Annotated in this window: 23 protein-coding genes and 1 pseudogene; 8 read left to right on the top strand and 16 right to left on the bottom strand. The window is 48.2% G+C overall.

Annotated elements, in window-relative coordinates; all coding sequences use genetic code 11:
* Positions 1–20: 20 nt before the first annotated feature.
* Genes fliI through fliF form a run of 4 tightly spaced genes read right to left on the bottom strand, consistent with a single transcriptional unit; the run spans position 21 to position 4,774 of the window.
* The gene (gene fliI / locus AC2CF9_RS03930; RefSeq protein WP_039385131.1) at positions 21–1,376 is read right to left on the bottom strand and encodes a flagellar protein export ATPase FliI; all 1,356 of its coding nucleotides are present in this window, start codon (positions 1,374–1,376) and stop codon (positions 21–23) included.
* Positions 1,376–2,080 carry a flagellar assembly protein FliH gene (fliH, locus tag AC2CF9_RS03925; RefSeq protein ID WP_150016374.1) on the bottom strand — a complete coding sequence of 235 codons (705 nt, stop codon included), beginning with the start codon at positions 2,078–2,080 and terminating at the stop codon, positions 1,376–1,378. Before fliH ends, fliI begins: the two co-directional genes overlap by 1 nt.
* A complete protein-coding gene (fliG, locus tag AC2CF9_RS03920; RefSeq protein WP_108569578.1) occupies positions 2,073–3,065 on the bottom strand; it encodes a flagellar motor switch protein FliG in 993 nt (330 codons plus the stop codon). Before fliG ends, fliH begins: the two co-directional genes overlap by 8 nt.
* Positions 3,062–4,774, bottom strand: coding sequence for a flagellar basal-body MS-ring/collar protein FliF (fliF, locus tag AC2CF9_RS03915; RefSeq protein ID WP_484556293.1), 1,713 nt, complete (start codon positions 4,772–4,774; stop codon positions 3,062–3,064). Before fliF ends, fliG begins: the two co-directional genes overlap by 4 nt.
* Before the next feature lie 338 nt (positions 4,775–5,112).
* Here fliF and fliE point away from each other — a divergent pair, with 338 nt between their 5' ends.
* The gene (fliE, locus tag AC2CF9_RS03910; RefSeq protein ID WP_039385118.1) at positions 5,113–5,424 is read left to right on the top strand and encodes a flagellar hook-basal body complex protein FliE; all 312 of its coding nucleotides are present in this window, start codon (positions 5,113–5,115) and stop codon (positions 5,422–5,424) included.
* 35 nt (positions 5,425–5,459) lie between these two features.
* Here the strand turns inward: fliE and AC2CF9_RS03905 are convergent.
* Positions 5,460–5,699, bottom strand: a pseudogene (locus AC2CF9_RS03905) (hypothetical protein); the annotation flags it as partial.
* A gap of 918 nt (positions 5,700–6,617) precedes the next feature.
* Between AC2CF9_RS03905 and AC2CF9_RS03900 the strand changes: the two are divergent.
* A complete protein-coding gene (locus AC2CF9_RS03900) occupies positions 6,618–7,745 on the top strand; it encodes an acyltransferase family protein (protein ID WP_484556292.1) in 1,128 nt (375 codons plus the stop codon).
* 1,158 nt (positions 7,746–8,903) lie between these two features.
* Entirely contained in the window at positions 8,904–9,923 is a 1,020-nt protein-coding gene (gene glpQ / locus AC2CF9_RS03895; RefSeq protein WP_484556443.1) for a glycerophosphodiester phosphodiesterase, read from the top strand.
* Positions 9,924–10,282: 359 nt separating this feature from the next.
* Here glpQ and AC2CF9_RS03890 read toward each other — a convergent pair whose 3' ends face one another.
* From AC2CF9_RS03890 to AC2CF9_RS03870, 5 genes are all read right to left on the bottom strand, one after another.
* Positions 10,283–11,704 (bottom strand): glucosyltransferase domain-containing protein, encoded by a 1,422-nt coding sequence (locus AC2CF9_RS03890; protein WP_349917934.1) that lies wholly within the window; start codon positions 11,702–11,704, stop codon positions 10,283–10,285.
* A gap of 379 nt (positions 11,705–12,083) precedes the next feature.
* On the bottom strand, positions 12,084–13,418 hold the full coding sequence (locus AC2CF9_RS03885) for a hypothetical protein (RefSeq protein WP_484556291.1): 1,335 nt from the start codon (positions 13,416–13,418) through the stop codon (positions 12,084–12,086).
* Complete coding sequence (locus AC2CF9_RS03880; protein ID WP_484556290.1) at positions 13,415–14,335, bottom strand: glycosyltransferase family 2 protein; 921 nt, start codon at positions 14,333–14,335, stop codon at positions 13,415–13,417. Before AC2CF9_RS03880 ends, AC2CF9_RS03885 begins: the two co-directional genes overlap by 4 nt.
* Entirely contained in the window at positions 14,332–14,694 is a 363-nt protein-coding gene (locus AC2CF9_RS03875) for a GtrA family protein (RefSeq protein WP_150016368.1), read from the bottom strand. Before AC2CF9_RS03875 ends, AC2CF9_RS03880 begins: the two co-directional genes overlap by 4 nt.
* Before the next feature lie 589 nt (positions 14,695–15,283).
* On the bottom strand, positions 15,284–15,610 hold the full coding sequence (locus AC2CF9_RS03870) for a four-helix bundle copper-binding protein (protein WP_484556289.1): 327 nt from the start codon (positions 15,608–15,610) through the stop codon (positions 15,284–15,286).
* A 280-nt stretch (positions 15,611–15,890) separates the two neighbouring features.
* On the opposite strand from AC2CF9_RS03870, the gene umuD reads away from it, so the two are divergent.
* The gene (gene umuD, locus AC2CF9_RS03865) at positions 15,891–16,313 is read left to right on the top strand and encodes a translesion error-prone DNA polymerase V autoproteolytic subunit (RefSeq protein WP_292970862.1); all 423 of its coding nucleotides are present in this window, start codon (positions 15,891–15,893) and stop codon (positions 16,311–16,313) included.
* Entirely contained in the window at positions 16,314–17,576 is a 1,263-nt protein-coding gene (gene umuC / locus AC2CF9_RS03860; RefSeq protein WP_150016365.1) for a translesion error-prone DNA polymerase V subunit UmuC, read from the top strand.
* Positions 17,577–17,606: 30 nt separating this feature from the next.
* On the opposite strand, the gene AC2CF9_RS03855 is transcribed toward umuC, so the two are convergent.
* Positions 17,607–17,864 (bottom strand): biofilm development regulator YmgB/AriR family protein, encoded by a 258-nt coding sequence (locus AC2CF9_RS03855; RefSeq protein WP_065649031.1) that lies wholly within the window; start codon positions 17,862–17,864, stop codon positions 17,607–17,609.
* A 394-nt stretch (positions 17,865–18,258) separates the two neighbouring features.
* Here AC2CF9_RS03855 and AC2CF9_RS03850 point away from each other — a divergent pair, with 394 nt between their 5' ends.
* Positions 18,259–18,570 carry a hypothetical protein gene (locus AC2CF9_RS03850; RefSeq protein ID WP_039385086.1) on the top strand — a complete coding sequence of 104 codons (312 nt, stop codon included), beginning with the start codon at positions 18,259–18,261 and terminating at the stop codon, positions 18,568–18,570.
* Positions 18,571–18,618: 48 nt separating this feature from the next.
* Here AC2CF9_RS03850 and AC2CF9_RS03845 read toward each other — a convergent pair whose 3' ends face one another.
* From AC2CF9_RS03845 to AC2CF9_RS03835, 3 genes are all read right to left on the bottom strand, one after another.
* A complete protein-coding gene (locus AC2CF9_RS03845) occupies positions 18,619–19,011 on the bottom strand; it encodes a YgiW/YdeI family stress tolerance OB fold protein (protein WP_094111339.1) in 393 nt (130 codons plus the stop codon).
* Positions 19,012–19,221: 210 nt separating this feature from the next.
* Entirely contained in the window at positions 19,222–19,395 is a 174-nt protein-coding gene (locus AC2CF9_RS03840) for a hypothetical protein (RefSeq protein WP_190314876.1), read from the bottom strand.
* An 84-nt stretch (positions 19,396–19,479) separates the two neighbouring features.
* Entirely contained in the window at positions 19,480–19,656 is a 177-nt protein-coding gene (locus AC2CF9_RS03835; protein WP_158086436.1) for a hypothetical protein, read from the bottom strand.
* Between the two features lie 978 nt (positions 19,657–20,634).
* Here AC2CF9_RS03835 and AC2CF9_RS03830 point away from each other — a divergent pair.
* Positions 20,635–20,823, top strand: a complete 189-nt coding sequence (locus AC2CF9_RS03830) for a hypothetical protein (RefSeq protein WP_065649034.1) — start codon at positions 20,635–20,637, stop codon at positions 20,821–20,823.
* A 31-nt stretch (positions 20,824–20,854) separates the two neighbouring features.
* Here AC2CF9_RS03830 and AC2CF9_RS03825 read toward each other — a convergent pair whose 3' ends face one another.
* Positions 20,855–22,066: a diguanylate phosphodiesterase gene (locus tag AC2CF9_RS03825; RefSeq protein WP_484556288.1), complete on the bottom strand. Its 1,212-nt coding sequence runs from the start codon at positions 22,064–22,066 to the stop codon at positions 20,855–20,857.
* Between the two features lie 242 nt (positions 22,067–22,308).
* Here AC2CF9_RS03825 and AC2CF9_RS03820 point away from each other — a divergent pair, with 242 nt between their 5' ends.
* Positions 22,309–22,554 carry a hypothetical protein gene (locus tag AC2CF9_RS03820; RefSeq protein ID WP_484556287.1) on the top strand — a complete coding sequence of 82 codons (246 nt, stop codon included), beginning with the start codon at positions 22,309–22,311 and terminating at the stop codon, positions 22,552–22,554.
* A 17-nt stretch (positions 22,555–22,571) separates the two neighbouring features.
* Here AC2CF9_RS03820 and AC2CF9_RS03815 read toward each other — a convergent pair whose 3' ends face one another.
* Positions 22,572–23,228: a helix-turn-helix domain-containing protein gene (locus tag AC2CF9_RS03815; protein WP_484556286.1), complete on the bottom strand. Its 657-nt coding sequence runs from the start codon at positions 23,226–23,228 to the stop codon at positions 22,572–22,574.
* Between the last annotated feature and the right edge of the window lie 59 nt (positions 23,229–23,287).

Genomic DNA, 23,287 nt, shown 5'->3' with positions numbered 1-23,287 from the left:
AGCCTCGTCTGATAACCACGTTAACCAAACAGCGTCTGCAGGTGCAGGCAGGCGTCATCATATTCACTGCGTTCAAAAATTCCCTGATGCAGAAACGCTTCCATCTGCGGATAGAGCGTAATAGCCCGATCCAGCATCGGATCGCTGCCGGCGGCATAGGCGCCGACGCTCACCAGGTCGCGGTTACGCTGATAGCTCGACAGCAGCTGCTTAAACTGCCGCACCCGGGCGTAATGCGTTTCATCAATCAGCGACGTCATGACGCGACTGATTGACGCTTCGATATCGATTGCCGGGTAGTGGCCCGCTTCCGCCAGACGGCGCGACAGAACAATGTGCCCGTCCAGAATGGCGCGCGCGGAGTCAGCGATTGGATCCTGCTGGTCGTCACCTTCGGTCAGCACGGTATAAAACGCCGTGATTGAACCGCCGCCGTCGATGCCGTTCCCCGCCCGTTCCACCAGCGCCGGCAGCTTGGCGAATACGGAAGGGGGATAGCCTTTGGTTGCCGGTGGCTCACCAATTGCCAGCGCAATTTCACGCTGCGCCATCGCATAGCGCGTCAGCGAGTCCATGATCAGCAGCACGTGCTGACCACGATCGCGGAAATCTTCCGCAATGCGCGTGGCGTAGGCGGCACCCTGCATGCGCAGCAGCGGAGAGACATCGGCCGGCGCGGCGATCACCACCGAGCGGGCGCGGCCTTCGGCCCCCAGAATATTTTCGATAAACTCTTTGACTTCGCGGCCGCGTTCGCCAATCAGGCCGACCACGATCACATCGGCTTTGGTATAGCGCGCCATCATGCCGAGCAGCACCGACTTGCCCACGCCGGAACCGGCAAACAGGCCCATACGCTGACCGCGTCCCACCGTCAGCAGAGCGTTAATGGCGCGCACTCCGGTGTCGAGCACGTCATGAATAGGCGTGCGCTGCAGCGGGTTAAAATGCGGGGTGATCAGCGGTGCGCGATAGCCGGTTTCCGGTGCGGGCAGGCCATCCAGCGGCTTGCCGCTGCCGTCGAGCACGCGACCCAGCAGCTCTGGCCCCAGCAGCAGCTGTTTGCCGCTGTGATCGCCGTTCATCCGTGCGTAGACGCGGGCGCCAGGCAAAATGCCGTCAACTTCCTCCAGCGGCATCAGAAACAGCTTCTGCCCGTTAAAACCCACCACTTCACTCTCTACTTCAGTGATGTGGCCGTTGTCATGGCGTTCGATAATGCAGGTTGCGCCCAGCGGCAGCTGCAGCCCGGTCGCTTCCAGCACCAGACCGGTGGCCCGCGTCAGGCGCCCATAGCGCCGCACGGACTGCACCTGGCTGATACGCTGTTCAAAGGAGTCGAGTGCGCCAAGCCAGCGCGACAGGCGAGACGTCATCAGAGTGCTCCCGGTGCCGCCAGGCGGCACAGCTCCTGCCAGCGGGTAGCCACGCTGGCGTCGAGATCGCCATCCTCAGCGCTGAGCTTACAGCCACCGGGGTGCAGCGTGCTGTCAGCCAGCAGCCGCCAGCCATGCAGATCCAGCGTGGGGCCGAGCGTCTGCTCCACGCGCTGCAGATCGTCCGGATGCACGCGCAGCTGCGGTTTGCCGCTGAACATCGGCTCCTGCTGGATCAGCTGCTGGATTTGCCGTAGCAGGGCGCTGCCATCCACCTGCGTCGCCTGACCGATAACGGTACGGGCGGCCTCAAGCGCCAGCTGCATCAGCCGTGAGGCGATGACGCTGTCCAGCGCTTCCAGCGTATGGTGGAACTCCGTTACCAGCTGCTGCATGCGCGCCTGCAGCGGCGCCTGCTGCTGCTGTGCGTCAGCCAGACCCTGCTGAAAGCCGGCGTCGTAGCCATTCTGCTGCGCTTCCGCAAATCCTTTCTGATAGCCTTCGCTGTAGCCCTGCGTCTGCGCATCTTTGCGCATCTGCTGCTGCATCAGCTCCAGCTGCTGGCGCTGCTCATCCTCTTCGCTGAACGCCACGGCGTCAGCATCATGTTCTGCAGGTGGCAGTTCGGGCACGCTGCTCAGCGGCGCAGCCAGATCGTCAGGCAGCCAGCGCTGCCACGGACGGGCAGAAAATGCATCAGACATAGGTTTCCTCGCCGCCACCGATGACCATTTCGCCCGCTTCTGCCAGACGACGCACCACCAGCAGAATCGCTTTCTGTTCGTTCTCTACCGCAGACATACGTACCGGGCCGCGGTTGGCCAGGTCGTCGCGCAGAATATCGGCTGCACGCGCCGACATATTCTTGAGGAACTTCTCGCGCAGCGGCTGCTCGGAACCTTTCAGCGCAATCAGCAGCTGCTCGGACTCCACTTCCTGCAGCAGACGCTGGATGCTGCGGTCGTCCACTTCCACCAGGTTCTCGAACAGGAACATCTCGTCGATGATTTTCTGCGCCAGCTCGCCGTCGAAGTCGCGTACGGCTTCGATGACCGCCTCTTCCTGCTGCGTTTTCATCAGGTTGATAATCTCGGCCGCAGTTCTCACGCCGCCCATCTTCGCGCGCTTGAGGTTGGTGCCATCCAGCAGGCTGTTCAGCACTTCGGTCAGCTCCGCCAGCGCCGCTGGCTGAACGCCGCCAAAGGTGGCGATACGCAGCATTACATCGTGACGCAGGCGTTCATCAAACAGCGCCAGAATATCGGCCGCCTGACCACGCTTCAGGTGCACCAGGATGGTGGCGATAATTTGCGGATGTTCGTCGCGGATAAGATCGGCGGCCGCCTGCGGCTCCATAAAGTTAAGCGTCTCCATGCCGCTGGTGGTTTCGCGCGTTTCCAGAATATCTTCCAGCAGGCTGGAAGCACGCTCCTCGCCCAGCGCTTTGACCAGTACCGAGCGCAGGTAATCGTTGGAGTTCAGGCTCAGCGCCGCGAACTGCTCAGCGTCGGTCTCGAACTCGCGCAGGACTTCCGTCAGCTGCTTGTGCGATATCTGCTTCATGTTGGCCATCGCCGCGCTGAGGTGCTGCACTTCACGCTGGTTCAGGTGTTTAAACACTTCAGCTGCGCGCTCTTCGCCGATAGTCATCATCAGGATGGCGCTTTTTTCTGTACCGGTCAGACTCATAGTTCGTTACTCATCCATTCACGGATAACCAGCGCCACGACGCGCGGATCGTTTTCAGACATATCGCGGATGCGCTGGCTCATCACTTCGGCACTCATGCGGTTAGAAGACTTCCGCTCCTGATCCAGCTCATCTTTATTAATCTGCACGCTGTAAGCGGCTTGCTCTTCCTGCGCAGCGGCGCGGGCGGCAACGGCTTCTGCAGCGGCCTGTTCCGCTTCGCGTTTGCGCAGCAGCTGCGGACGCACCAGCTTGCGGTAGAGGATGAATGCGACCAGCGCCACCAGCAGCCAGCGACCGGCACTCATCAGCTGATCGAAGAATGACTGCTGCTGCCAGAACGGCAGATCGCCACCCGCAGGCTCGGTGGTATTGAAGACCGAGTTCACCACATTGATGCTGTCGCCGCGCGTCTGTGAATAGCCCATCGCTTCGCGGGTTAAATCTTCAATCTGTTTGATCTGCTGATCGTTCAGCGCGACCGCTTTGCCTTTACCGTCATCGCGGTAGTTCACGACCACGGCGACCGACAGACGCTGCACGTCGCCAACGTTGAGTTTGGTGTGGCGGATTGAGCGATCGAGCTCATAGTTCACCGTATCATTACGGCTGGAGCTGCTCGGGCCGCTGCTCTGGCCTGCGGTGCTGGTGGTGGTACCGGCATTCTGCGCCGCATTGTTCTGGGCATTAGCCGCATTCTGCTGCTGCGGATTTGTCACCAGTGCATTGTTAGCGGGCGCCGGCTGATTAGAGAGCGCACCAGGCACGCCACCCGGATAGGCGCTGCCGTTCTGATCGCTGGTGCTGGTCTGACGCGAGCGCACCGCCGAGTTGTTCGGATTAGCGTTTGGCTGATACTTCTCATCCGTCTGTTCGCTGCGGTCGAAGTTAATCTGCGCGGTGACCTGTGCATGCACGTTACCCTGACCAACGATCGGGTTCAGGATCGCTTCAATACGCTGCTGATAACGCGCTTCAACTTCAGCGGCATATTTCAGCTGGGCGTCGTTGAGATCGCGTCCTTCGCTGTCGGAGCGGGTCAGCAGGCGGCCGGTCTGATCGACCACGGTGACGTTGCCTGGCGGCAGGCCCGCGACGCTGCTGGAGACCATATGCTGAATCGCCTGGATCTGACCTTCATCCAGTGCCCGGCCAGGCTGCAGCGTCAGCGTCACTGAAGCCGACGGCGCTTTCTGTTCGCGGACGAAGAGGGTGGGTTTCGGCATCGCCAGATGCACGCGCACGCCCTTGACCGGACCCAGCGTTTCGATAGTGCGTGCCAGCTCACCTTCCAGCGCACGCTGGTAGTTGATCTGCTCGCTGAACTGGCTGATACCAAACTTCTCTTTATCCATCAGCTCAAAACCTACCGAGCCGCCTTTCGGCAGACCCTGCTGCGCAAGGCGCAGGCGCAGTTCATGCACTTTATCGGCCGGCACCATCAGGGCGCCGCCGTTTTCGGCGAACTGGTAGGGGATGTTCATCTGCGTCAGCTGGGTGACAATGGCGCCACCATCTTCATCAGAGAGGTTGTTATAGAGCACGCGGTAGTCGGGCGCTTTGGCCCAGAGCACCAGCGCCAGCACGACCGCAATGGCTGCGGCCGCGGCGATGATTAAGGGAATTCGCGGATTAGCGCGCAGGCGGGCGAAAAGGTCTGTTATGCCTTTCTTTGCTGATTCCTGTGTAGCGGCTGCACTCGCATTCATGACCGATTCCTGCCTGACATAATTGACCGGGTAAGTTGTGGTAACAAAACAGACTCCCTGATACGTCTACCCGGTCTTTGCGCTGCTGGCCTGCAGAGTGCCGGCGGTAGCTGACTAAGTGAGCTCCCCGCACGGGCGTTTCCCTTCGGACCGCGGCGCAAAAACTTTAGGGTAAAAATGAAATTCCAATCTTATGGCAGGCATTATTGATGAATCGCATCACTTCGATGGCTGAATAAGCCGGGGTTTTAGGGGCTATTTAGCGCCTTTGTCCTATTGACACTGTGCTAACTTTGCAGACGTAAAAAATTCACTCCCTTTTTCTGCGAGGTATAAAGATGTCAATTCAGGCAATAGATGGCGTACTGCAGCAGCTGCAGATGACCTCACTGCAGGCGGCCGGCAAGGATACGCACTCCTCCAGCCAGCTCGATTTTGGTGCCACCATGAAAGCGGCACTCGATAAGATCAGTGAAACCCAGACCACCGCCCGCGCGCAGGCGCAGGATTTTGAGCTCGGTAAACCTGGCGTGCAGCTCAACGACGTCATGGTCGATCTGCAGAAGTCCTCTATCTCTATGCAGATGGGCATCCAGGTACGCAACAAGCTGGTGAGTGCGTACAGCGATATTATGAATATGCAGGTTTAGTCAGGTTAACTATATGATGTAAATATAGTTATTGGTCAGATGGCTTTAATGTGGGACAGTGATGGGACAAAACCATTCAGTTTTTCGTTCAGAAGACTCCTTTGGGCCTCATCATTTTCTTTTATTCAGGAACCGTACACCTGATAAACCATCTGTGCGTTAGCGTGTCCCATCTGACTGGCGATAAAGTTGGGGTTTGCCCTTGCAGAAAGTGACCAGCAGGCGTATGTGTGTCTGGACTGATCTGGCTTACGGTAAGTTAAGCCTGCACGCTTACCGGAGCACCTCGATGCACTCTAATTGCACCAGTGGCCGGCGCCCACGCAGCCGAGCCTTTATCTGCTCGCAGGCTTCAATGGTTGGATAGATGCGCTCAGATACTGGAGCGGGAAGAACAGAGACTATAGCAATGACGAGGCCGATGAGCATGGCTACATCTCTGGTTTTTCGATACAGTGGCACCTCAACAGCTTCATTAAACGGTCCAGCCCAAATATCGCCTATCTTCAGTTCGCTCTCAAAGCAAAGATGCGTATCAGTGGTATATGCGACAGGCTTTGCTGTCAGGGTTGCCAGCGCAATAGTCTCTTTTCCTATTCAATTCCAAAATGGCTGTTTCTTAGTTACGCTAACTGAACAAATCACCCCGTCACGATCTGCTCCATAGGCGTCAACTGTTAGGGGTTGGCTTAACAGTTCTGGATTTTTAGCAGATTGTGCGTCTCACCTGAATAATATAGTTGCAGTTGCAGTTGCAGTTGCAGTTGCAGTTGCAGTTGCAGTTGCAGTTGCAGTTGCAGTTGCAGAAACAATCCGATATTTAGCTATAGGATTCCAAAATTATGGCCTTTTCTACTCTCTAAATTCCAATATGCTTTTCAATGGCAGTATGGTTGATGTATGCATATCAGCCGGTTTATGGCCCACAGATGCAAAAAAAGTTAAAGAATTCTTCCTTTACAGAGGATGTGATAGATTTGGATATAGCTATCAATTCAGAGGTTAAAGAACTAGCAGGATTGAAAAGTACAGATTGCTCCTCAACCGGATGAATAACAACGATGCTCCGGATTTCCAAGGACCAGAAGTGCCATTTTAACCATTTATCATATCAATGAATCAATTGCGCTTGTGGTCCTCAGGTTGCATAATCAGTGATTCATATATAAATATGGCTTATACGTGAGGGTAAATTGGCTAAAGGTAGATTGGACAGCATACAGGTGCTCAGGGGTGTAGCCGCAATGCTTGTGGTTCTTTTCCATTTCAGGCATTACATTAACAATGTATACCCGTTAAAGGATCTTGGGGACAGGCTTTTTCTTTTCGGCGAAGCTGGTGTTGATATCTTTTTCGTGATTAGCGGCTTCATAATCGTTTACGCATCACGTAATAAAGAAAATAACACTTTTGCAGAGTTCGCCATAAAGAGATTCTTTCGTCTCTACCCTCTGTATTTTGTAGTTCTGACAGTTTACCTTCTTTCTTCTCGTGAAGAGTCTTTTACTATTGTTAATATAATAAAGAGCTATCTTCTTATACCTATAGACTACAACGGCAAAGCTCCATGGTTTGGAATGAGTACAATATATTCCGCATGGACCCTGACCTATGAATCATATTTCTATATGGTTTTTTCACTAGCAATGCTTATAAACCATAAATATAGGGCTGTGATATGTTCTGTGTTGATTCTCACAATTATTTTTTCTTTGCAGAAGCATATGAATGGTGTTTTCACCTTTGAAGCGCTATCCGGGGAAAACAGCTTTCATGGAATACATTATAATTTCCTTTTCGTATCCAATCCCATAATTATAGATTTTGTATTAGGCATGCTTGTGGCCTATATCTATCTTTTCTATATTGACAAATTCAATGGCAGCATTCATTTCACATTTTTATCGATATTAGCCTTCACAATTTCTTTAATATTCATGCTGTCTAAAGCTACCAGTCTTGTCGGACCTTTATATTGGGGATGGTGTTCAGCTGTCATAGTGCTATCTATACTTATCATTTCGAGAGAGTTAAACATTTTTTACCCACGACTCCTCGTTTATATTGGTGAGATGTCTTACTCAATTTACATCAATCACGTCGTAGTAAAAAAAGTGGTATTTTCATATATTGGTCCGCTTAATCTTTTTGGCGGCGGTGATGGCTTTTTTATTTTATTCTCATTAGTGATAATAACATTATGCATTTCATATGCAACGTATAACTATATTGAGAAGCCAACAATAAAAATGGGACATAAGCTATCTGATAGAATCAAGCGCAACAGATTGTTTAAAATGGAAGCAAAGAAAACCACATAGTTATCAAAAAATCCTTGGCAACGATGCAATTTTGTGCCGCGCCGATCTGAGCAGATTATGATGTGGGAGACTAAATCATTCACGCCGGTCGCAGCAAATAAATATTCATACTAGCTAATAGGTTCGCATACATCTGGCGCATCTTGATCAGATCTATAGAACAATACTACTGTATCTATATGCAGTTATTATCAGAGGAGGATTTGACCATACCACCCGAGTACCAAATTAAAGAAGCATTCATTAGTTTCATCCAGCGGTCGCAGCATTATGACCACTGCAGGCTTTGTAAAGGAGCTGAAGTACGTCAACTGGCATTGCATGCCCAAAGTAGCGAACAATTGGATACGGAGCCACACAACCAACTTCCGTGACGCCTCAAAGCAGGCGGGTGAAAATATGACGTAGTTCCGGTTCAACTCTAACGATGGCCTCTAATGGGATTCCCTTTACCGGTGCAGGACTACATAAAGCCGCGGCTCAACATTTTATGTGGCATATTCTAATTGCTTTTTAGTCGAGCATTAAATGCCGAATAAAAGCAATTATCGACCTCCTCTTATTTCGAAATCAATCAATGAGAGTTAAATGAAATTTTCATATTTAAATTGCTTGAGAGTTGCGTTATAAAGCTTAGTTGCAAAAAAATCAGTGATTGAAGTGGTGTGATATTTTTGAATTAGATGGTTTAAAATAAATATGGCTTTTTCTAACTTTCTGGCTTTATATTTTATAATAAATGTAAAATCATTATTTTATTTATGGTCATAGGTTGCAATGTGAGCCTATAAGGTGTTTCATATATATTAGGCGTTTAAGTATCCTGAAAGTAAGGTTAGAAAAATATTGATAGTTGGCTTGAGTGGATTGATATTGCCTGTTGGTTTTTTATAAATGAAAATTTGAAGTGATTAATAAAAAATATTTCTTTCCGTGACCTATCAACAATTATAGTACTGCTATAGAGTATGTGTGGTTCGGCAATGGAAAATATAGAGAGGAAAAGGTTTTTGGTATGTAAAAAGCTCGATTTTCTCTTGGCTATGTTGACACATATATTGTGCTAGATATAAAATAATAATCAACTACTTAAATATAGAAGATTAAGCCGTGCGAAAAGTCATCATTATTGCTTCCTTTTTTCTGATTTTTTCTCCCATGTTGATCTTATCAACCACTCATTCTAAGGGAACTAAAATTATTGTAGCACATAGGGGAGCAAGTGGTTATCTGCCTGAGCATACGCTTGAAGCTAAAGCCATGGCTTATGCTCAGGGGGCAGATTATCTGGAGCAAGACCTAGTAATGACTAAAGATAATCATTTGATAGTTCTGCACGGTCTTATTCTGGATAATGTTACAGATGTCGACAAAAAATTCCTAAGCAAAAAAAGGAATGATGGTCATTATTATGCGATTGATTTCACTCTTGAAGAGATTAGGAAGCTAAGAGCAACTAATTGGTATAGCTATAAGGATAATAAAATAAATCCTGGATTCAAAAACCGCTTTCCAGTGTTTAAGTCTGATTTTAAGCTACACACATTTGAAGAAGAAATTGAGTTTGTTCAAGGCCTAAATAAATCAACAGGCAAAGAGGTTGGCATATTCCCAGAAATAAAATCCCCATGGTTTCATAAGAAAGAAGGGAAAGATATCATCATAAAGGTTTTAGAAGTCCTAAAAAAATATGGTTATACATCTAAAAATGATAATATTTATCTTCAGTGTTTTGATGCCGATGAGCTTAAGAGAATTAAATTTGTCTTGGGTCCTAAATCTGGAGTGAATGTAAAGTTAGTCCAATTAATTGCCTACACAGACTGGAATGAAACCAAATACTTGAAAGATGGAAAGTGGATTAATTATAGTTATGACTGGATGTTGAATCCCTCTTCAATGAAGGATATTTCCAGTTATGCTGATGCCATATCTCCTGATTACCATATGTTGTTTGAAAAAAATGTTAAAGGAAAAGGTGTTTTTGTTTCAGATATAGTAAAAGCAGCGCACCAACATAACCTTAAGGTAATCCCATTTTCAGTTCTTGCAGATAGATTGCCTGGTTATGTTACTTCAGTTAATGAACTATATGAAATGCTTTACAATAAAGCGAATGTTGATGGAGTATTTACTGATTTTCCAGATAAGGCGGCATCATTTTTAAATGGGAATTAATAAATATATTAAAATCAGCAGAGTGACAATTGTATTTTTTTAATGCATTTTGATCTGGAAAAATTTGAAAGAATTATCTTGTCTACTAATGCATCTGCTCATTACCAACGCGTTTAAAAAGCTCTAGCAGCGGGGCGATTTTGTACCTTACTAACCTTGGTATGATAGGTAATAAGCAGTAGCATTTTACATCATCTGAGATGGGCTGTATTTGATGTTTTTAATATACTATATGAAAGTATGGTTTAATAAAAGCATCTTTTACAAAGAAAAAAATCATTGCCAGCTTCCATATTCAACAGAAGTTGTAGAATAGGATTTTAAATAAATAAAATACAACCCCTTTCGGGGTTGATTTATTATTTACATTCTTCGTTTCTAAACACGGCATGATATGAGTTACTGATTTTGGTAATTGTGTATACACCGTTCCATGGCTTTTCAACAGTTCCGCATACCTCTTCCATCTTGCCTTTATAGCTACCTTTTTCGGCTTTGAAAAATGGTGCTTCAATCTCAGCATACATGCGAGTGATACTCCAACCAAGATCTGGGTGAACAATATCCTGAGCAAATGGATAACGAGCGTTTATTCTATTGGCTATCTGAGGCATTGGCGGGTAGCCGTGAATTATAAGTGGGGAGATAGCTCCAAGCGTAATCATATCAGACTTCATTGACTGCACGGTTTGAGACTCAAACCGGTACATACTTTTTGTGTAATTTATTAAATTTGTTACAACTGACAAATTAAAAGTCAAAACCAGGAGGATGGAGCATGCTGGCAGTAATGAAATCCTAAAGCTTGACAATGAACAAATGCAAAGAATCAGCATTGTTAAAGAGTTGAAACCTATCATTACCCTCGGATAATATGCAGGATCTTTGGTCAAAAAGAACATAAGGCATGATAATGCCATGCCAAATGTAATGCAGGAAAAATAAAAAACAGACTTAGTGCTTATTTTGCGTATCTTTATCTGCCTATAGATGCTAGCTGATGCGACAATCGCAGCAGGAAAGTATACAACGGCCCATATTGGAGTAACCAGCTTGTGAAGATATAGAGCTAATCCTTTAATATTTTCTACAGCTTCTTTTAGTCCATTCTTATCCAGGCTGACAGGCGTTGCATGATTTACTACGTAATCTCCATGGATAAATGCCGGCCCTATTAATAACTGATAAAAAACTAATGCAGCTCCTGCTGAGAAACAAGGGTAAAAGTAGTTAAATCCATCAACTTTCCTCGCAATAAACATTAGCATTAAACAATTAAAGAACAGCGGGAAGCTAGCCTGATAAAGACAAAGAACTGAAACCATGCAAATAAATACCAGCGCATTTCCAGCTATATAATTCCTCTCGATCAGCAAGAATGGAATCACGCAGAAGAGGATTGAAAACGACATGGTAAAAAAGTCGTAATGATATAACGCATTATGAAAAAAGAAGGGAGATACGATAAGCGCACAAGATGCAGCAACAGACGAAAGACTTGTGCTTTTCATAATTTTATAGGAAATAATTGCGCACGCAGTTGCACAAATTATCATGGACAAGATGCTGCTTAACGGTGATGTATCAGTTAATGTGGATCCGAAATTTATAATATATATAAATAAATCAGCTAACGGCCTGCCATCACCAGACCATCCAAAATAACCTTTTATATTTCTCGCATAATCATCTGTGAACGGCTTATCTATTAAAAATATAGGGATGTAGAATATTAATATCAAGATAGTGGATATGGTTAAGTTCTTTTTAAAATGAGTCACTTGATCATCCTTTGCATTGACCTTTTTTGCTTAATTTAGGGCCGCAGCGCAATGTGTGCTTTCGGCGTGTTCATTACTTATCAGGTAAAGCCGATCTTATACAGGGTCACAAACAGTACAACCTTATATTAAAATTTAGGTAAAAACCTCGTGACAGGACAATCCTGTACTATGCCAATCTGAGCAGGCTACGGGCTGATAGCTTATTGATTGGACAATACATGTCATAACTGGAACCCAGACTCAATGATTTTCTGTTGGTATATCATTTTTTTATTCGATATTGTCAATTTTTAAACTAATGCTGCAGGTGCTGGTTCTAGTATTCAGCATTTGATACAAGCTAAGACTAAAATCCGCCAAATAAAAATTTAAGCCCCTAGCGGGGCTTTTTAACTATTTTAGCTAATAGAAATGCTACTGTTATAAAGAGCATCAAATCAAATGAAAATGACATACCAAACAGATGTTTTGACAGGTCTCGGTAACCTTCACCAAGGAAGGATATATAAAATTGTGAGATGCCAAATACACCTACGAAAGCGATAGGGACTGACATGCTTCTAAGTGATTTTATAGAGAAAAACACTAGCACTATCGCGAGCATTATGATCATTCTATAAATGCCAAATGCATCATCTTTTGCTCGTGTCACTTTTGAGGACCATGAATCTTTGTCATCAATGATAACTTTTATTGTCTTTGCTACATGAATATAATCAGTGACAAGGTTATCCCTGACTATGCTGTCAAAGGGTAACTTTAAAATTATGGAAGGGTGCTTGATGTATTCTTTTATGGAATCCATAAACGATACATCTCTATTCTTATTATAGCAAGACTCTCCAAATGCAGAGCGATGGGACCCTCGCTCTTTGTCAAGTTGACCACCCCATGCGTCTATCCCTATACACTTATCATCGATTTCTTTAGGAGGCTTGATGCCATTCATCTTTTCAAAAGCATAAATTCCATAGTATGCCGAATGATATTTGTTGTAGTTTGTCGCGCCAGAGGAGTGCAGAACAAATGCAATACTAAATACTTGGGCGATCAAAAGAGATACCGCTAAGGTCTTCTTGTAATTATTGAAATAAAAGATGAAAGCTAATAAGCAGATAGGTAAATAGAAAAATTGGCTTTTACTGCCTCCGATAATAAATGCAGATATTGCAAAAGCAAACACGGTGGGGAGAGAGTTCTTGCGGTGCAGTAAACATATAACCATCGCAGGCATGCAAAGAAGTAACACTTGCTCCTGATAGAATGATGGGAAAAAGGCTATGTTTGACGATGAGCACATAAAGATGGCAAGAAATACAAATGTCAAGTAATCGATAATGCCTATCTTATGAGCACAGATTTTCTTATATAAGGTAAATAAAACCACAACATATGCTGATTTTAAAATTGCTGACAGGATGCGCGCATCCAGCTGATCTGTCGCTAGTTTGAAAATTCCTGCTACGAAATAAAGGATGTAAGAATAAGTGCTTCTGTAAGCATACTTGCCAATACCCCAAAACTCTTCGTATAAAGGGTATTTTAACGACATATCATGCCTGAATGATGGTATTGGTGGCATGAATGGGAATATTGCCCGATGAAAATCTCCCGTATTAAGCATGTAAACGTTTTTGGTTGTTGCTATCAAAAAAAGACAAAGCAAGGTAAGAAACCAAATGTCCGTCCTGACATTAAATATTTTCTTCATTTTATATCCTTACGATATTTAATTATAAATCGTGGCCTTTGCTTTGTTTCCACGTAAATTCTTCCAATGTATTCACCCAACACCCCTATCCCAATAAGCTGCACGCCGCCAAGGAATAGAATGGATACCAGGATAGATGGATATCCCCTTACCGGGTTACCAAAAACTACTGTGTCAAATATCATCCATGCGCCATACAGAAATGATACTGCTGCAACAAACAATCCGATATAAGTCCACATACGCAGCGGGAAGGTTGAAAAGCTTGTAATGCCCTCCAGAGCCAGATTCCACAGCTTCCAGCCATTAAACTTTGATGTGCCGGCCACGCGCTCAGCCCGGGTGTATTCAACCACATCTACACGGCCGCCTACCCAGGACAGGATACCTTTCATAAACAGGTTGCGCTCCGGAAGGAGTTTGATGTGCTCGACCGTTTCACGCGACATGAGGCGGAAGTCACCAACATTCTCTTCAATCGTTGGCGAGCTGATTTTGTTATGCAGGCGATAGAACCACTCCGCTGTTTTCCGCTTCATATGCCCGTCTGTACTGCGATCTGCACGCTTCGCCAGTACCACATCAGCTCCTGCCCGCCAGCGCTCAATCAGCTGTGGTATGACATTGATCGGATCCTGCAGATCAACATCAATCGGGATAACCGCATCACCAGTTGCATGCTCCAGGCCAGCGAACAGTGCTGGTTCCTTACCAAAATTGCGCGTAAATGAGAGCGCTTTAACCAGAGGATCTGACACCGCCAGGGCATTGATAATTGCCTCAGTTCCGTCTTTGCTGCCGTCATTAATAAACACGATTTCTATCTCATGCGCGGTGAGTTCCCGGCGTACTTCCTGATAGAAAATAGGTATCGCGTCTTCTTCATTAAAAACGGGGACTACAAGGGATATCTTCATTTTGCTTCCCTGAAAACGATGTATTTTGAATAGATGAAGCCACAGAACAGGCTTATCGCGGAGAAAACTACCAGGGTAATCAGTGGCGACAATCCCGACTTATCCGCCGCCCAGCCGACAGCAGAGGCCAGAGAGCCCATAAAGGCGACATAAATCATGTAGCGGAGGGTTGTTGTCTCAGAGTTGAACGTCCAGCGGGCATTTGCAAAAAATGAGAACGTTACTGCCACGCAAAAGGCGCCGAAGTTAGCAAGCGACTGAGTAGCATCAGAGGTGCAGAGGATCAGATAAAAGACTGCCCAGTGGATAGCGGTGTTCAGTACGCCGATACTGAGATAGCGCGAAAATAGTTTGAGCATAACGTTTAGCTTAAGTTAAGAGTTGCACGATCTTATACATCGTGAAACAGACTGCAACCCTTTAGGAACAATCGCATAAAAAAAGCTTTGGTAACAGGGTAATCACAACAGCGCCACTAAGCGTGAACCATCAGGCCTGCCCAGTGGCTACGCCTGCTACACAGAAGCGTTGAAGCGCGTTAACTGACACGTCGCATCCAGAACGGTGAAGCAGCTACTCAGGCCGGGTAGCATGAATCACCGCAGCCTGACAACAGAAAAACGAAAGAGAGTGCGCCATTAAATTTGGCCGTTGCACTACAGAAAATAATCAGCGGGATATGATACGTATATAAGATAAACAGTGTCTTTCTTTTCGATATATAGAACAGCGTGATGTGACTTTTATGGAAAGCAGGATAGCGAACAATTAAAAAATAATGCCTGCACATCTTTAAGCCAATAGCCTGTGCTGGACATGGATTTTAAAGCTGAGACTCATCCTTTCTGATTACACAATAAAAAGCTTAACGTTACCGCTGTTTCTTCAGGAAAACACAATGCACTGTAGATTAAAACCCGCCGGTAAGCGGGTTTTCAGGCTTTGCCATTACGCGGCCATCTGACGGCACAGTTCTGCACAGTGATGACAGGCTTTTGCGCATGCCTGGCAGTGATCGTGCTGATGCTGGCCGCACTCATCGCCGCATTTCTGGCAGATCTCAGCACACAGCTGGCAGAGCGCGGGGGCAAATTCGCTCTTCAGCGTCATAAATTGTGCCGCGAGACGACAGATATTCGCGCACTGCATATCCATGCGAATGCACTCGCGCATCATCTCCAGGTTTTCCTCTTTAAGGCATGAAGCGGCACAGTTATCACAGGCGGCTGCACACAGGTAGCAGGCTTCAAGGCACTGTTTGTATTGATCCAGCATATCTTCTCCTTAGTCAGGGTTACCTGTTAAGCCTGGAAAAAATATCCGATTATGCAAATTGCGAATACGTTAATAATTTTTTCAGCACTGCGCTTATTTTATGATTCTGCCCGCGCGCCAGATAGCCAGCTGCGTGAACATTCATCGATTAACGCCTGTAATTCACTCAATTTGTCTTATCCGCTCAGGCTTTACAAAAACATCAGGCGTATTTGCTTGATCGTTTACGGGATCTGCTATTACTGTATTTATATACAGTAATCATTTTGAGACCATGGATATGGAGCTTTTACACCCGGCGGACATCCGCGCCATCCTTGAATTACCGCTTTACGTCAGCCGCGTTCCGTGCGGTTTTCCTTCGCCGGCTCAGGATTACGTTGAGCAGCGAATCGACCTGAACAGGCTGCTGGTGCAGCATCCCAGCGCGACATATTTCATTAAGGTCAGCGGTGACTCAATGATTGAAGGGGGCATCAACGACGGCGATATGCTGGTGGTAGACAGCTCAATCAAAGCCGGACACGGTGATGTGGTAGTTGCTTCAGTTTGTGGCGAATTTACGGTTAAGCAGCTTATGCTGCGCCCGTTCCTGCATCTCAGGCCCATGAATGCGGCGCACGCGATCATTGCGATTGAGGACGCCGATCAGTTTGAGATTTTTGGTGTGGTCAGACACGCCATCAAGACGATAGGCCCGTAAATGTTTGCGCTGGTGGACGTTAACGCGTTCTATGCGTCGTGTGAAAAGATATTCCGGCCAGATTTGAAAGACGAGCCGGTTGTGGTGCTGAGTAACAACGATGGCTGCGTGATCGCCCGGTCGGCTGAGGCCAGAAAGCTGGGTATCAAAATGGGCGCGCCCTATTTTAAAATGAAAGATGAACTGACGCGGCACAATGTGCGGGTGTTCAGCTCGAACTATGCGCTCTATGCCGATATGAGTGACCGGGTCATGACCACGCTGGAGGAGATGGCAACCGCCGTTGAAATCTACTCGATTGATGAAGCGTTCATGGATCTGACCGGTTTCGGACGTTATAAGCCGCTGGAAGCGTATGGCAGAGAGATCCAGCAGCGGATATACCGGGAAATGCATCTGCTGACCGGAGTGGGTATTGCTCAGACTAAAACGCTGGCAAAACTGGCTAACTATGCGGCCAAAAAGTGGACCAAAACCGGCGGGGTGGTGGATCTGTCGGATGCAGAGCGACAGCGCAAGCTTATGGCGCTGGTGCCGGTAGAGGAGGTATGGGGCGTGGGCGGCCGGATCAGTAAAAAGCTGAACGCCATGGGCGTGATGACGGCTAAAGATCTGGCTGACCAGAGTCCCTGGGTTATCCGCAAACACTTCAGCGTGGTGCTGGAGCGGACGGTCAGGGAGCTGCGCGGTGAATCCTGCCTGGAGCTGGAAGCGTTAGCGCCTGACAAACAGCAGATAGTGTGCTCGCGCTCTTTCGGCTCACGCATCACTGATTATCGCGATATGCGCGAGGCTATCTGCAACTTTGCGGTGCGGGCCGCAGAGAAGCTGAGAGCAGAGCGCCAGTACTGCCGGCAGATAGCGGTGTTTATCCGTACCAGTCCGCACGCCGGCGATGAGATATTTTACGGCAATCAGGCGCTCGGCAGGCTGGCGATCCCGACCAGCGACAGCCGGGATATTATCCGTGTCGCGACAGACGCACTGGATCGTATCTGGCTGGATGGCCGGAGATATATGAAAGCGGGCGTGATGCTGGGCGATTTTTTCAGTCAGGGCGTAGCGCAGCTCAACCTATTTGATGAGTTTCAGCCGCGTGCAAATAGCGCAGCCCTGATGCAGGTGATGGATAAGGTAAACCAGGAAGGCAGGGGGCAGCTGTGGTTTGCAGGGCAGGGGGTCGCGAAACCCTGGGCGATGAAGCGGGAAATGCTGTCTCCGTTTTACACGACGCGCTATGCCGATCTGCCGGTCGCGAAATAACGTCCCTGTTCATCTGTCCTGCGCTGGCTTTCAGTTGCCCATATCTTCAGGCGTACGCTGGATCACAATCTCCAGCGCGTTGCGGTAGATATCCTGCTTCACAATATCCTGTTCCGCCTCAAGCCGCATGATCAGTGCCAGAATGATATCTTTGTTGGTCACGCGGATTTTGCGCGTGGTCAGTTCAAGCCGGATTTCAGAGATGATAACGCGTTCACTCAGATACTGTTCACCGGTAGTTTTAAAGTAGTCGCTGAGCTGAGACTCCGGGGTAGCAAGCTGTTTCATATTAAGCCTCACAAAAAAGGGGAAATCGTCTGTGTTATTGTCTGGCAGTGGAAGCAATGCATGACCACCGCGTTGCAATAAACTTATACAAGATTTCTATAGTTGTACAACTAACTCGCCGCCCTTTTGTGTGGTCGTACGTGTAGATGATATGCATCAAAACAGTTGCGCTATTTTTTAGAACGATCATTTCCTTTATAAGCAGCAGGTTAGCCAGGGGCAAATCAAAACGTGCAGCCTGTACGCGAGCGCGGCTGAAAGAGAAATTTTACGAGCTGGTCACCAGGCAGGAGCGGGCAACGATTATGCGCTCATTTTATTTTGCTAAACGCAGCGCGAAATCTGCAAGTCAGGCTACTTTTAATGCTCAGACCAATAATCAACAGAGGTGCGCATGCACTCACAACAGGTCAGTATCAACGTGTACGCTTTGGCAATCCGTAAACTTGCTGCTGCTCACCAGACAGGGGAAGATCTTAGCGACGTAAAACATCAGGTCGATGCAGTTATCCAGGCGATGAAAGAGGAGATGGCCGTTGATAAAATGGTGCAAATCGAAATGTGGGGTGAGCTGCTGACGATTCTCGATAGCTGCAGCCGCAATACGGCTCACCCTTCGTGGATCACGGTGATCAACCACGCGCGTTACCGGGTAAAGAGCAGAAAAAACACCGCAGTACAGTATTACCGGCAAATCAGCGCCTGATAAAACACTGCCGATCGTTGCGATCGGCAGTTATTTTTCAGCCTGGTATCAGGGTTCATCAATGCGGGCGACTTTCAGGTGCGCGCTGTCGCCTTTGCCATAGACTTTACCGCTGACGCGGATTTTGTCCGTGGCGTCATAGGTTTTACCTTTAAAGGTTTCAGCAGGAGCATCGATACGTACGGTGCCTGAGCTGTCGCGGAACTGATAGCTGTGATCGCCCACTTTTTTGATAATATAACCTTCAAGCGTTACATATCCGCCCTGACGGAAATCGCGAATCAGCGACACGCGCGTCTGACCGGTATCTTCCGATCCTTTATAGCCTGCATCTTCTTTATGCTGCGGCGGTGGCGTTTCACCCGCTTCAAATCCCCCTTTTTCAGCGTAAGCGCCAAAGCTCAGACACAGCATCACAGCAGCCCATGTAGTTTTGTTCATGTCACTCTCCTTGAAATCAATCGACCCGTTAAGCCTGGCACAGGTTTCGCCAGGGAGCAGGGGCGCAGTGAAATTAATCGAGCAGCAGAACAAAAGGTATACAGCAGAGGGGAAGCGTTACAGGGCTGCTTTTGCGCGGCCATAAAAAAGCCAGCACCCGGTCTGGCTTTTTTATGGCGCTGAGCAGCCGTCTGGTTATGCTCAGCGCGTTCAGGTCAGCGAGAGCCGGTTACTGATAACCCGATAACCTGAACCGGCAAAGGCATCAGCATCGAGCGGCTCTTTTTTGCCTGGCCCAAACCACTGCCGGTTATGCTCTCCCGCGTAATACCACACTTCCGGTTCCGTTGTGGCTGACTCCACCCAGTAATAGCCTTCCTGCATCGTCTTATCCTCCTGCGAGGAATATAGTCCAGCTGCGCTGCGCTTAAAAGTATTGCGCGCCGTTCTGCACAGAAAAATGTGCCGTCAGCGCTCTTCAGGAGGCGTCAGTTTCTCGCTGAGAAGGACAAAGCCCGCAGATTTAAAGCGCGCCAGAGAGAGAGGTATCGGCTCCATAGGCCGGTAAAAGCCGCGCCCCGCATCCCAGAACCAGACCTCTGGCTCAGTTGTTCTGCTACCCACCCAGTAAAAACCCGTTTCCATTAGTGCTCTCCAGAAATGAATGAAGGCACGCCTTCTTAAATTTCCGCAAAATGATGTATCAGGTAAAGTCGATAATCAATCTTGTTTACCGCTTCGCTTATTTTACAACTTACCTTTTGAGGCGCCGAATATCCTCTGCCTCTGCGCAACATACGTATCTGCATTAATCGAAACCGGGCTCCTGTTCATTATGAATCTGAATTTCATTTATCAGGCACGGCACAGCAGAAACCTGTTATCCGGCTTTTACCGCCACTCTGTACAGGCTGCCCGATTAACGGCAACGCAGCACCAGAACAGCGCAAGCGTTATCCGGCAAACCTGAATTTAGCGGCCGAAATCGATTTCACACTTTACACAAAGTCAGGCTAAGTTGTACAGTTTTTCAAAGTTGTACAGGTTTGCGCTGGCTGTATAGAAGCGTCTGACATCCTGCTTCTCTCAGCCTAAATGCATTGTCTTTCGTCTTATTTTTATACAAAAGAGAAAGGTCTGAGCAGAGTAAGCTCATGACGGGCAGAACAAATTCGGGATTCCTGAAAACAGATGGGGTTAAAGTAAAAATGCAGAATCTCATCCGACCACATGAAATGTCAAAATCTAACTTATACAGATAGAAGGCGCCTGTATAAGTTAGAGGGTCAGGCGTGATGCTATCCCAGACGCATTGTTATCGTGCGGGCTCAGCCTGAGCAGGGCGCTGAATCAATGAATAAGCGATGCAGCTAAATAATTAACAGCGTAATAATGTATGAAGAAATGCAGGAATAAAACGTTGCAGGGCTGAAGGTAATTTATAACAGCTTATTGCCGCAGCAGATTATTCTCTGCGCTTTAAAATTAAATGTATTTTGCAGATAGCTGACAGGACGACAAGCAGAATATCAATATATCCCGTCCGGAGTGACAGCTGCTACACTTAATGATGTCGCGAACGGCGGCGGTGAATGTCAGTTCTGCAACAGAGGCGACAGGCTTATGAAAGATGGATATTACTGGGTGAAAGATGGCGAACGCTATCCGGAAGTATGGTTCTATCAGCGGCAGTTTGGCTGGTTTCGTCCCTGCAGCGCAGTGCCGATGACGCAGCGCACCTTTGAAATGATGAAATATGTCATTCTGAGCGAGCGGCTTGATGCGCCTGCAAAGCAGTTGCAGGCGCAGTAAATCGTCGTCAGAGATACGCTTCTGACTGAGGCTATCTGATTTCAGGCCACGCAATTGACGGGAATCCATTCAGCGCCGGTCGCGCAAACAGGTAGCCCTGAAACTGATTAATGCCGGCTGCCTCAAGCCACATCCACTCTTCCGCTTTTTCCACGCCCTCGGCAACCACGGCAATTTCCAGTGAGGCGCAGCATTTAATAATCGCGTGGACGATTGCCTGCTTTGGTCCGCTTTTATGGACGTCGCAGATAATTTCACGATCGATTTTTATTTTATCAGGCTGAAACTTTGCCAGCAGGGAGAGGCCGGCAAAGCCGGCACCGAAATCATCCAGCGCCAGACTGATACCGGCCGCTTTTAACTTCCGCACCTCTGCCGTGAACGCATCAGCGCGCGAAATAATTTCATTCTCCGTGACTTCAACCACGATCTGTTCGGGAATAAGGCCGCTGGCATGGATCTCTGCGAGCAGAAAATCCACGGCATCAGGCACGGTGACCAGCGACATCGGCAGCAGATTGATGGTAAGCGTATGCTGCTCCAGGCCGAGTTTACTGGCGAGATTAAAAGCCAGGCTTTTTGACTGAATATCTGCCCGGTAAATAGCATCACCGCCGAAAGCAGCAAAATACTCCTCCGGCGCCCCGCCGGTAGGTGTGCGGATTAGCGCTTCATAGGCAGCAATGCGGCGTGAAAAGGGATCAACAATAGGCTGGAAAGCAAAGCGGCAATCCTGAATCGAGTGCTGAAAATCATCCAGTTCACACTGTGTCGACTCATCCGCGACAAACTCCCACGTGTTTGCCGGCGGGATTTCAAAATAGTTCTCTTTTTCACGCGCTTCCACAAAGGTGCGTAAAAACTGCAGCGCACGATCGTCGTAGGTCAGCTGGTGACGCGAGGTGCCTTTATCCAGTACGGCCTGCAGCACGCGGCTTCTCTCATGCTGACGCAGATCAAACAGCTCCATACCGGTATTACCAAAGCGGCGCGCCGGCGCGAAATCATGCATCAGCTCGACCAGATTATGATGACGGGCATCCTGGCGAATACGATCATAGATATGTCTGACAGCGCGATCGGGTCCTTCCAGAAGCTGAAAGAAATGCCGGCCGTCAAATAACAGAATGCCGGTGATGTCCGACAGCGCATTTTTGGTGTTGGCGCGGGCCACGATATCTTCAAGAACTCTGACGGGAACGTGTTCATCAAGATGGCTGCGATAAAGAATAGTGGTCAGCATGCAATTGTCCTGCCGGAACGTTATTTAAGCTCTTACATTAACCGTCGAACAGACCAGGATGTCCAGTGCACAGAAGCTAAATCGGCATAATATTTACCGATTTATCTGGTAAGCGCAGCGGCAAGACAGGGGTCAATTCAATTTATCAATCGGTCGAAATGAATCTGCATCAACGATAAATATTTTCGATTGAATTGATTAACAAAAAGCGTATCTTAAGCCGCTTCAGCCGGAGGAATAAAATGTTACGTGATTACCTGAAACTGGAAGCAGAAGATCGTCTTGTTGAGCAGGAGAAACAGGCAGCCCGGGGCGATCGGGAAGCCATTACCCGCTGGCAGATCACAGACAGCCAGGGCAGGGCAAAAGGGAGCGTTGTGCTGAGCGACAAGTTCAACACCCGCCGCTCATGGAACGTGAACTACCGTATTACCCAGATGGATGCAGCCGGCCGCATCGTTATCGATCGCCTGACCGATACGCTGTAGCGGGCCGGTGCGGGGTTTTACTGGCCGCCAGCGTAATAGTGCCGGCGCATTTCAGCCAGTACGCCAATAATCTGCACCTCATGTTTGTCCGTGCTGAGTACAGGATAATCTTCATTCACCGGGCGCAATAAAAAATTCTCTTCATTCTGCGAAGGGGAACGTACGCGCAGCGTTCTGACCAGCGCCTGCCCGGCATACAGCGCCAGCACCACCTCACCGGGCGCTGCAGAGCGCTGTGGTTCAAATATCAGCAGATCGCCGGTCAGAAAAGCTGGCTGCATGGAACGATCGTCCAGCTGAACGGCGACGGCGCTGTCGCTTACCGCACTGTCACAGTAGAGAAAGTGATCGGCTTCCCGCTGCAGCTGCAGGCGGGTTTCATCCAGCCAGCCGGTAACCTGCTGCAGCGTCAGCAGTGGCACAGCCCGCACGCTGCTGTGGCTGCTGACAACCGCAAAGGGTTCCCCCTCACCATCAAACAGCCATGCCGCCGGACACTGCAGCAGCTCTGCCAGCCGGAGCAGATGTTCGCCGCGCGGCAGCGTCTCATTTTTTTCCCATTGTGAAATAGCCACGTGCGAGACGCCGACGTCTGCCGCCAGCTGCTGCTGGGTCAGTTTCAGCATTTTACGGCGTTCGCGAATGCGCTGGCCTGGCGTTTCCTGATTCTGCATCTTGACAACTCCTGAATGGTTTACTTAAGTATACTTAAATTAAATGATTAAAGTAAACT

It is taken from the genome of Pantoea sp. SYBGC1 (assembly GCF_057197005.1).
The sequence above is the reverse complement of the archived record's forward strand: the minus strand, read 5'-3'. Positions and strand labels throughout refer to the sequence as shown.

Excerpts from the sequence above, each read along its gene's own strand:
- fliI (WP_039385131.1), bottom strand. The coding sequence starts at position 1,376 with ATGACGTCTCGCCTGTCGCGCTGGCTTGGCGCACTCGACTCCTTTGAA.
- fliH (WP_150016374.1), bottom strand. The coding sequence starts at position 2,080 with ATGTCTGATGCATTTTCTGCCCGTCCGTGGCAGCGCTGGCTGCCTGAC.
- fliG (WP_108569578.1), bottom strand. The coding sequence starts at position 3,065 with ATGAGTCTGACCGGTACAGAAAAAAGCGCCATCCTGATGATGACTATC.
- fliF (WP_484556293.1), bottom strand. The coding sequence starts at position 4,774 with ATGAATGCGAGTGCAGCCGCTACACAGGAATCAGCAAAGAAAGGCATA.
- fliE (WP_039385118.1), top strand. The coding sequence starts at position 5,113 with ATGTCAATTCAGGCAATAGATGGCGTACTGCAGCAGCTGCAGATGACC.
- glpQ (WP_484556443.1), top strand. The coding sequence starts at position 8,904 with ATGTTGATCTTATCAACCACTCATTCTAAGGGAACTAAAATTATTGTA.
- AC2CF9_RS03885 (WP_484556291.1), bottom strand. The coding sequence starts at position 13,418 with ATGAAGAAAATATTTAATGTCAGGACGGACATTTGGTTTCTTACCTTG.
- AC2CF9_RS03880 (WP_484556290.1), bottom strand. The coding sequence starts at position 14,335 with ATGAAGATATCCCTTGTAGTCCCCGTTTTTAATGAAGAAGACGCGATA.
- AC2CF9_RS03875 (WP_150016368.1), bottom strand. The coding sequence starts at position 14,694 with ATGCTCAAACTATTTTCGCGCTATCTCAGTATCGGCGTACTGAACACC.
- AC2CF9_RS03870 (WP_484556289.1), bottom strand. The coding sequence starts at position 15,610 with ATGCTGGATCAATACAAACAGTGCCTTGAAGCCTGCTACCTGTGTGCA.
- umuD (WP_292970862.1), top strand. The coding sequence starts at position 15,891 with ATGGAGCTTTTACACCCGGCGGACATCCGCGCCATCCTTGAATTACCG.
- umuC (WP_150016365.1), top strand. The coding sequence starts at position 16,314 with ATGTTTGCGCTGGTGGACGTTAACGCGTTCTATGCGTCGTGTGAAAAG.
- AC2CF9_RS03855 (WP_065649031.1), bottom strand. The coding sequence starts at position 17,864 with ATGAAACAGCTTGCTACCCCGGAGTCTCAGCTCAGCGACTACTTTAAA.
- AC2CF9_RS03850 (WP_039385086.1), top strand. The coding sequence starts at position 18,259 with ATGCACTCACAACAGGTCAGTATCAACGTGTACGCTTTGGCAATCCGT.
- AC2CF9_RS03845 (WP_094111339.1), bottom strand. The coding sequence starts at position 19,011 with ATGAACAAAACTACATGGGCTGCTGTGATGCTGTGTCTGAGCTTTGGC.
- AC2CF9_RS03840 (WP_190314876.1), bottom strand. The coding sequence starts at position 19,395 with ATGCAGGAAGGCTATTACTGGGTGGAGTCAGCCACAACGGAACCGGAA.
- AC2CF9_RS03835 (WP_158086436.1), bottom strand. The coding sequence starts at position 19,656 with ATGGAAACGGGTTTTTACTGGGTGGGTAGCAGAACAACTGAGCCAGAG.
- AC2CF9_RS03830 (WP_065649034.1), top strand. The coding sequence starts at position 20,635 with ATGAAAGATGGATATTACTGGGTGAAAGATGGCGAACGCTATCCGGAA.
- AC2CF9_RS03825 (WP_484556288.1), bottom strand. The coding sequence starts at position 22,066 with ATGCTGACCACTATTCTTTATCGCAGCCATCTTGATGAACACGTTCCC.
- AC2CF9_RS03820 (WP_484556287.1), top strand. The coding sequence starts at position 22,309 with ATGTTACGTGATTACCTGAAACTGGAAGCAGAAGATCGTCTTGTTGAG.
- AC2CF9_RS03815 (WP_484556286.1), bottom strand. The coding sequence starts at position 23,228 with ATGCAGAATCAGGAAACGCCAGGCCAGCGCATTCGCGAACGCCGTAAA.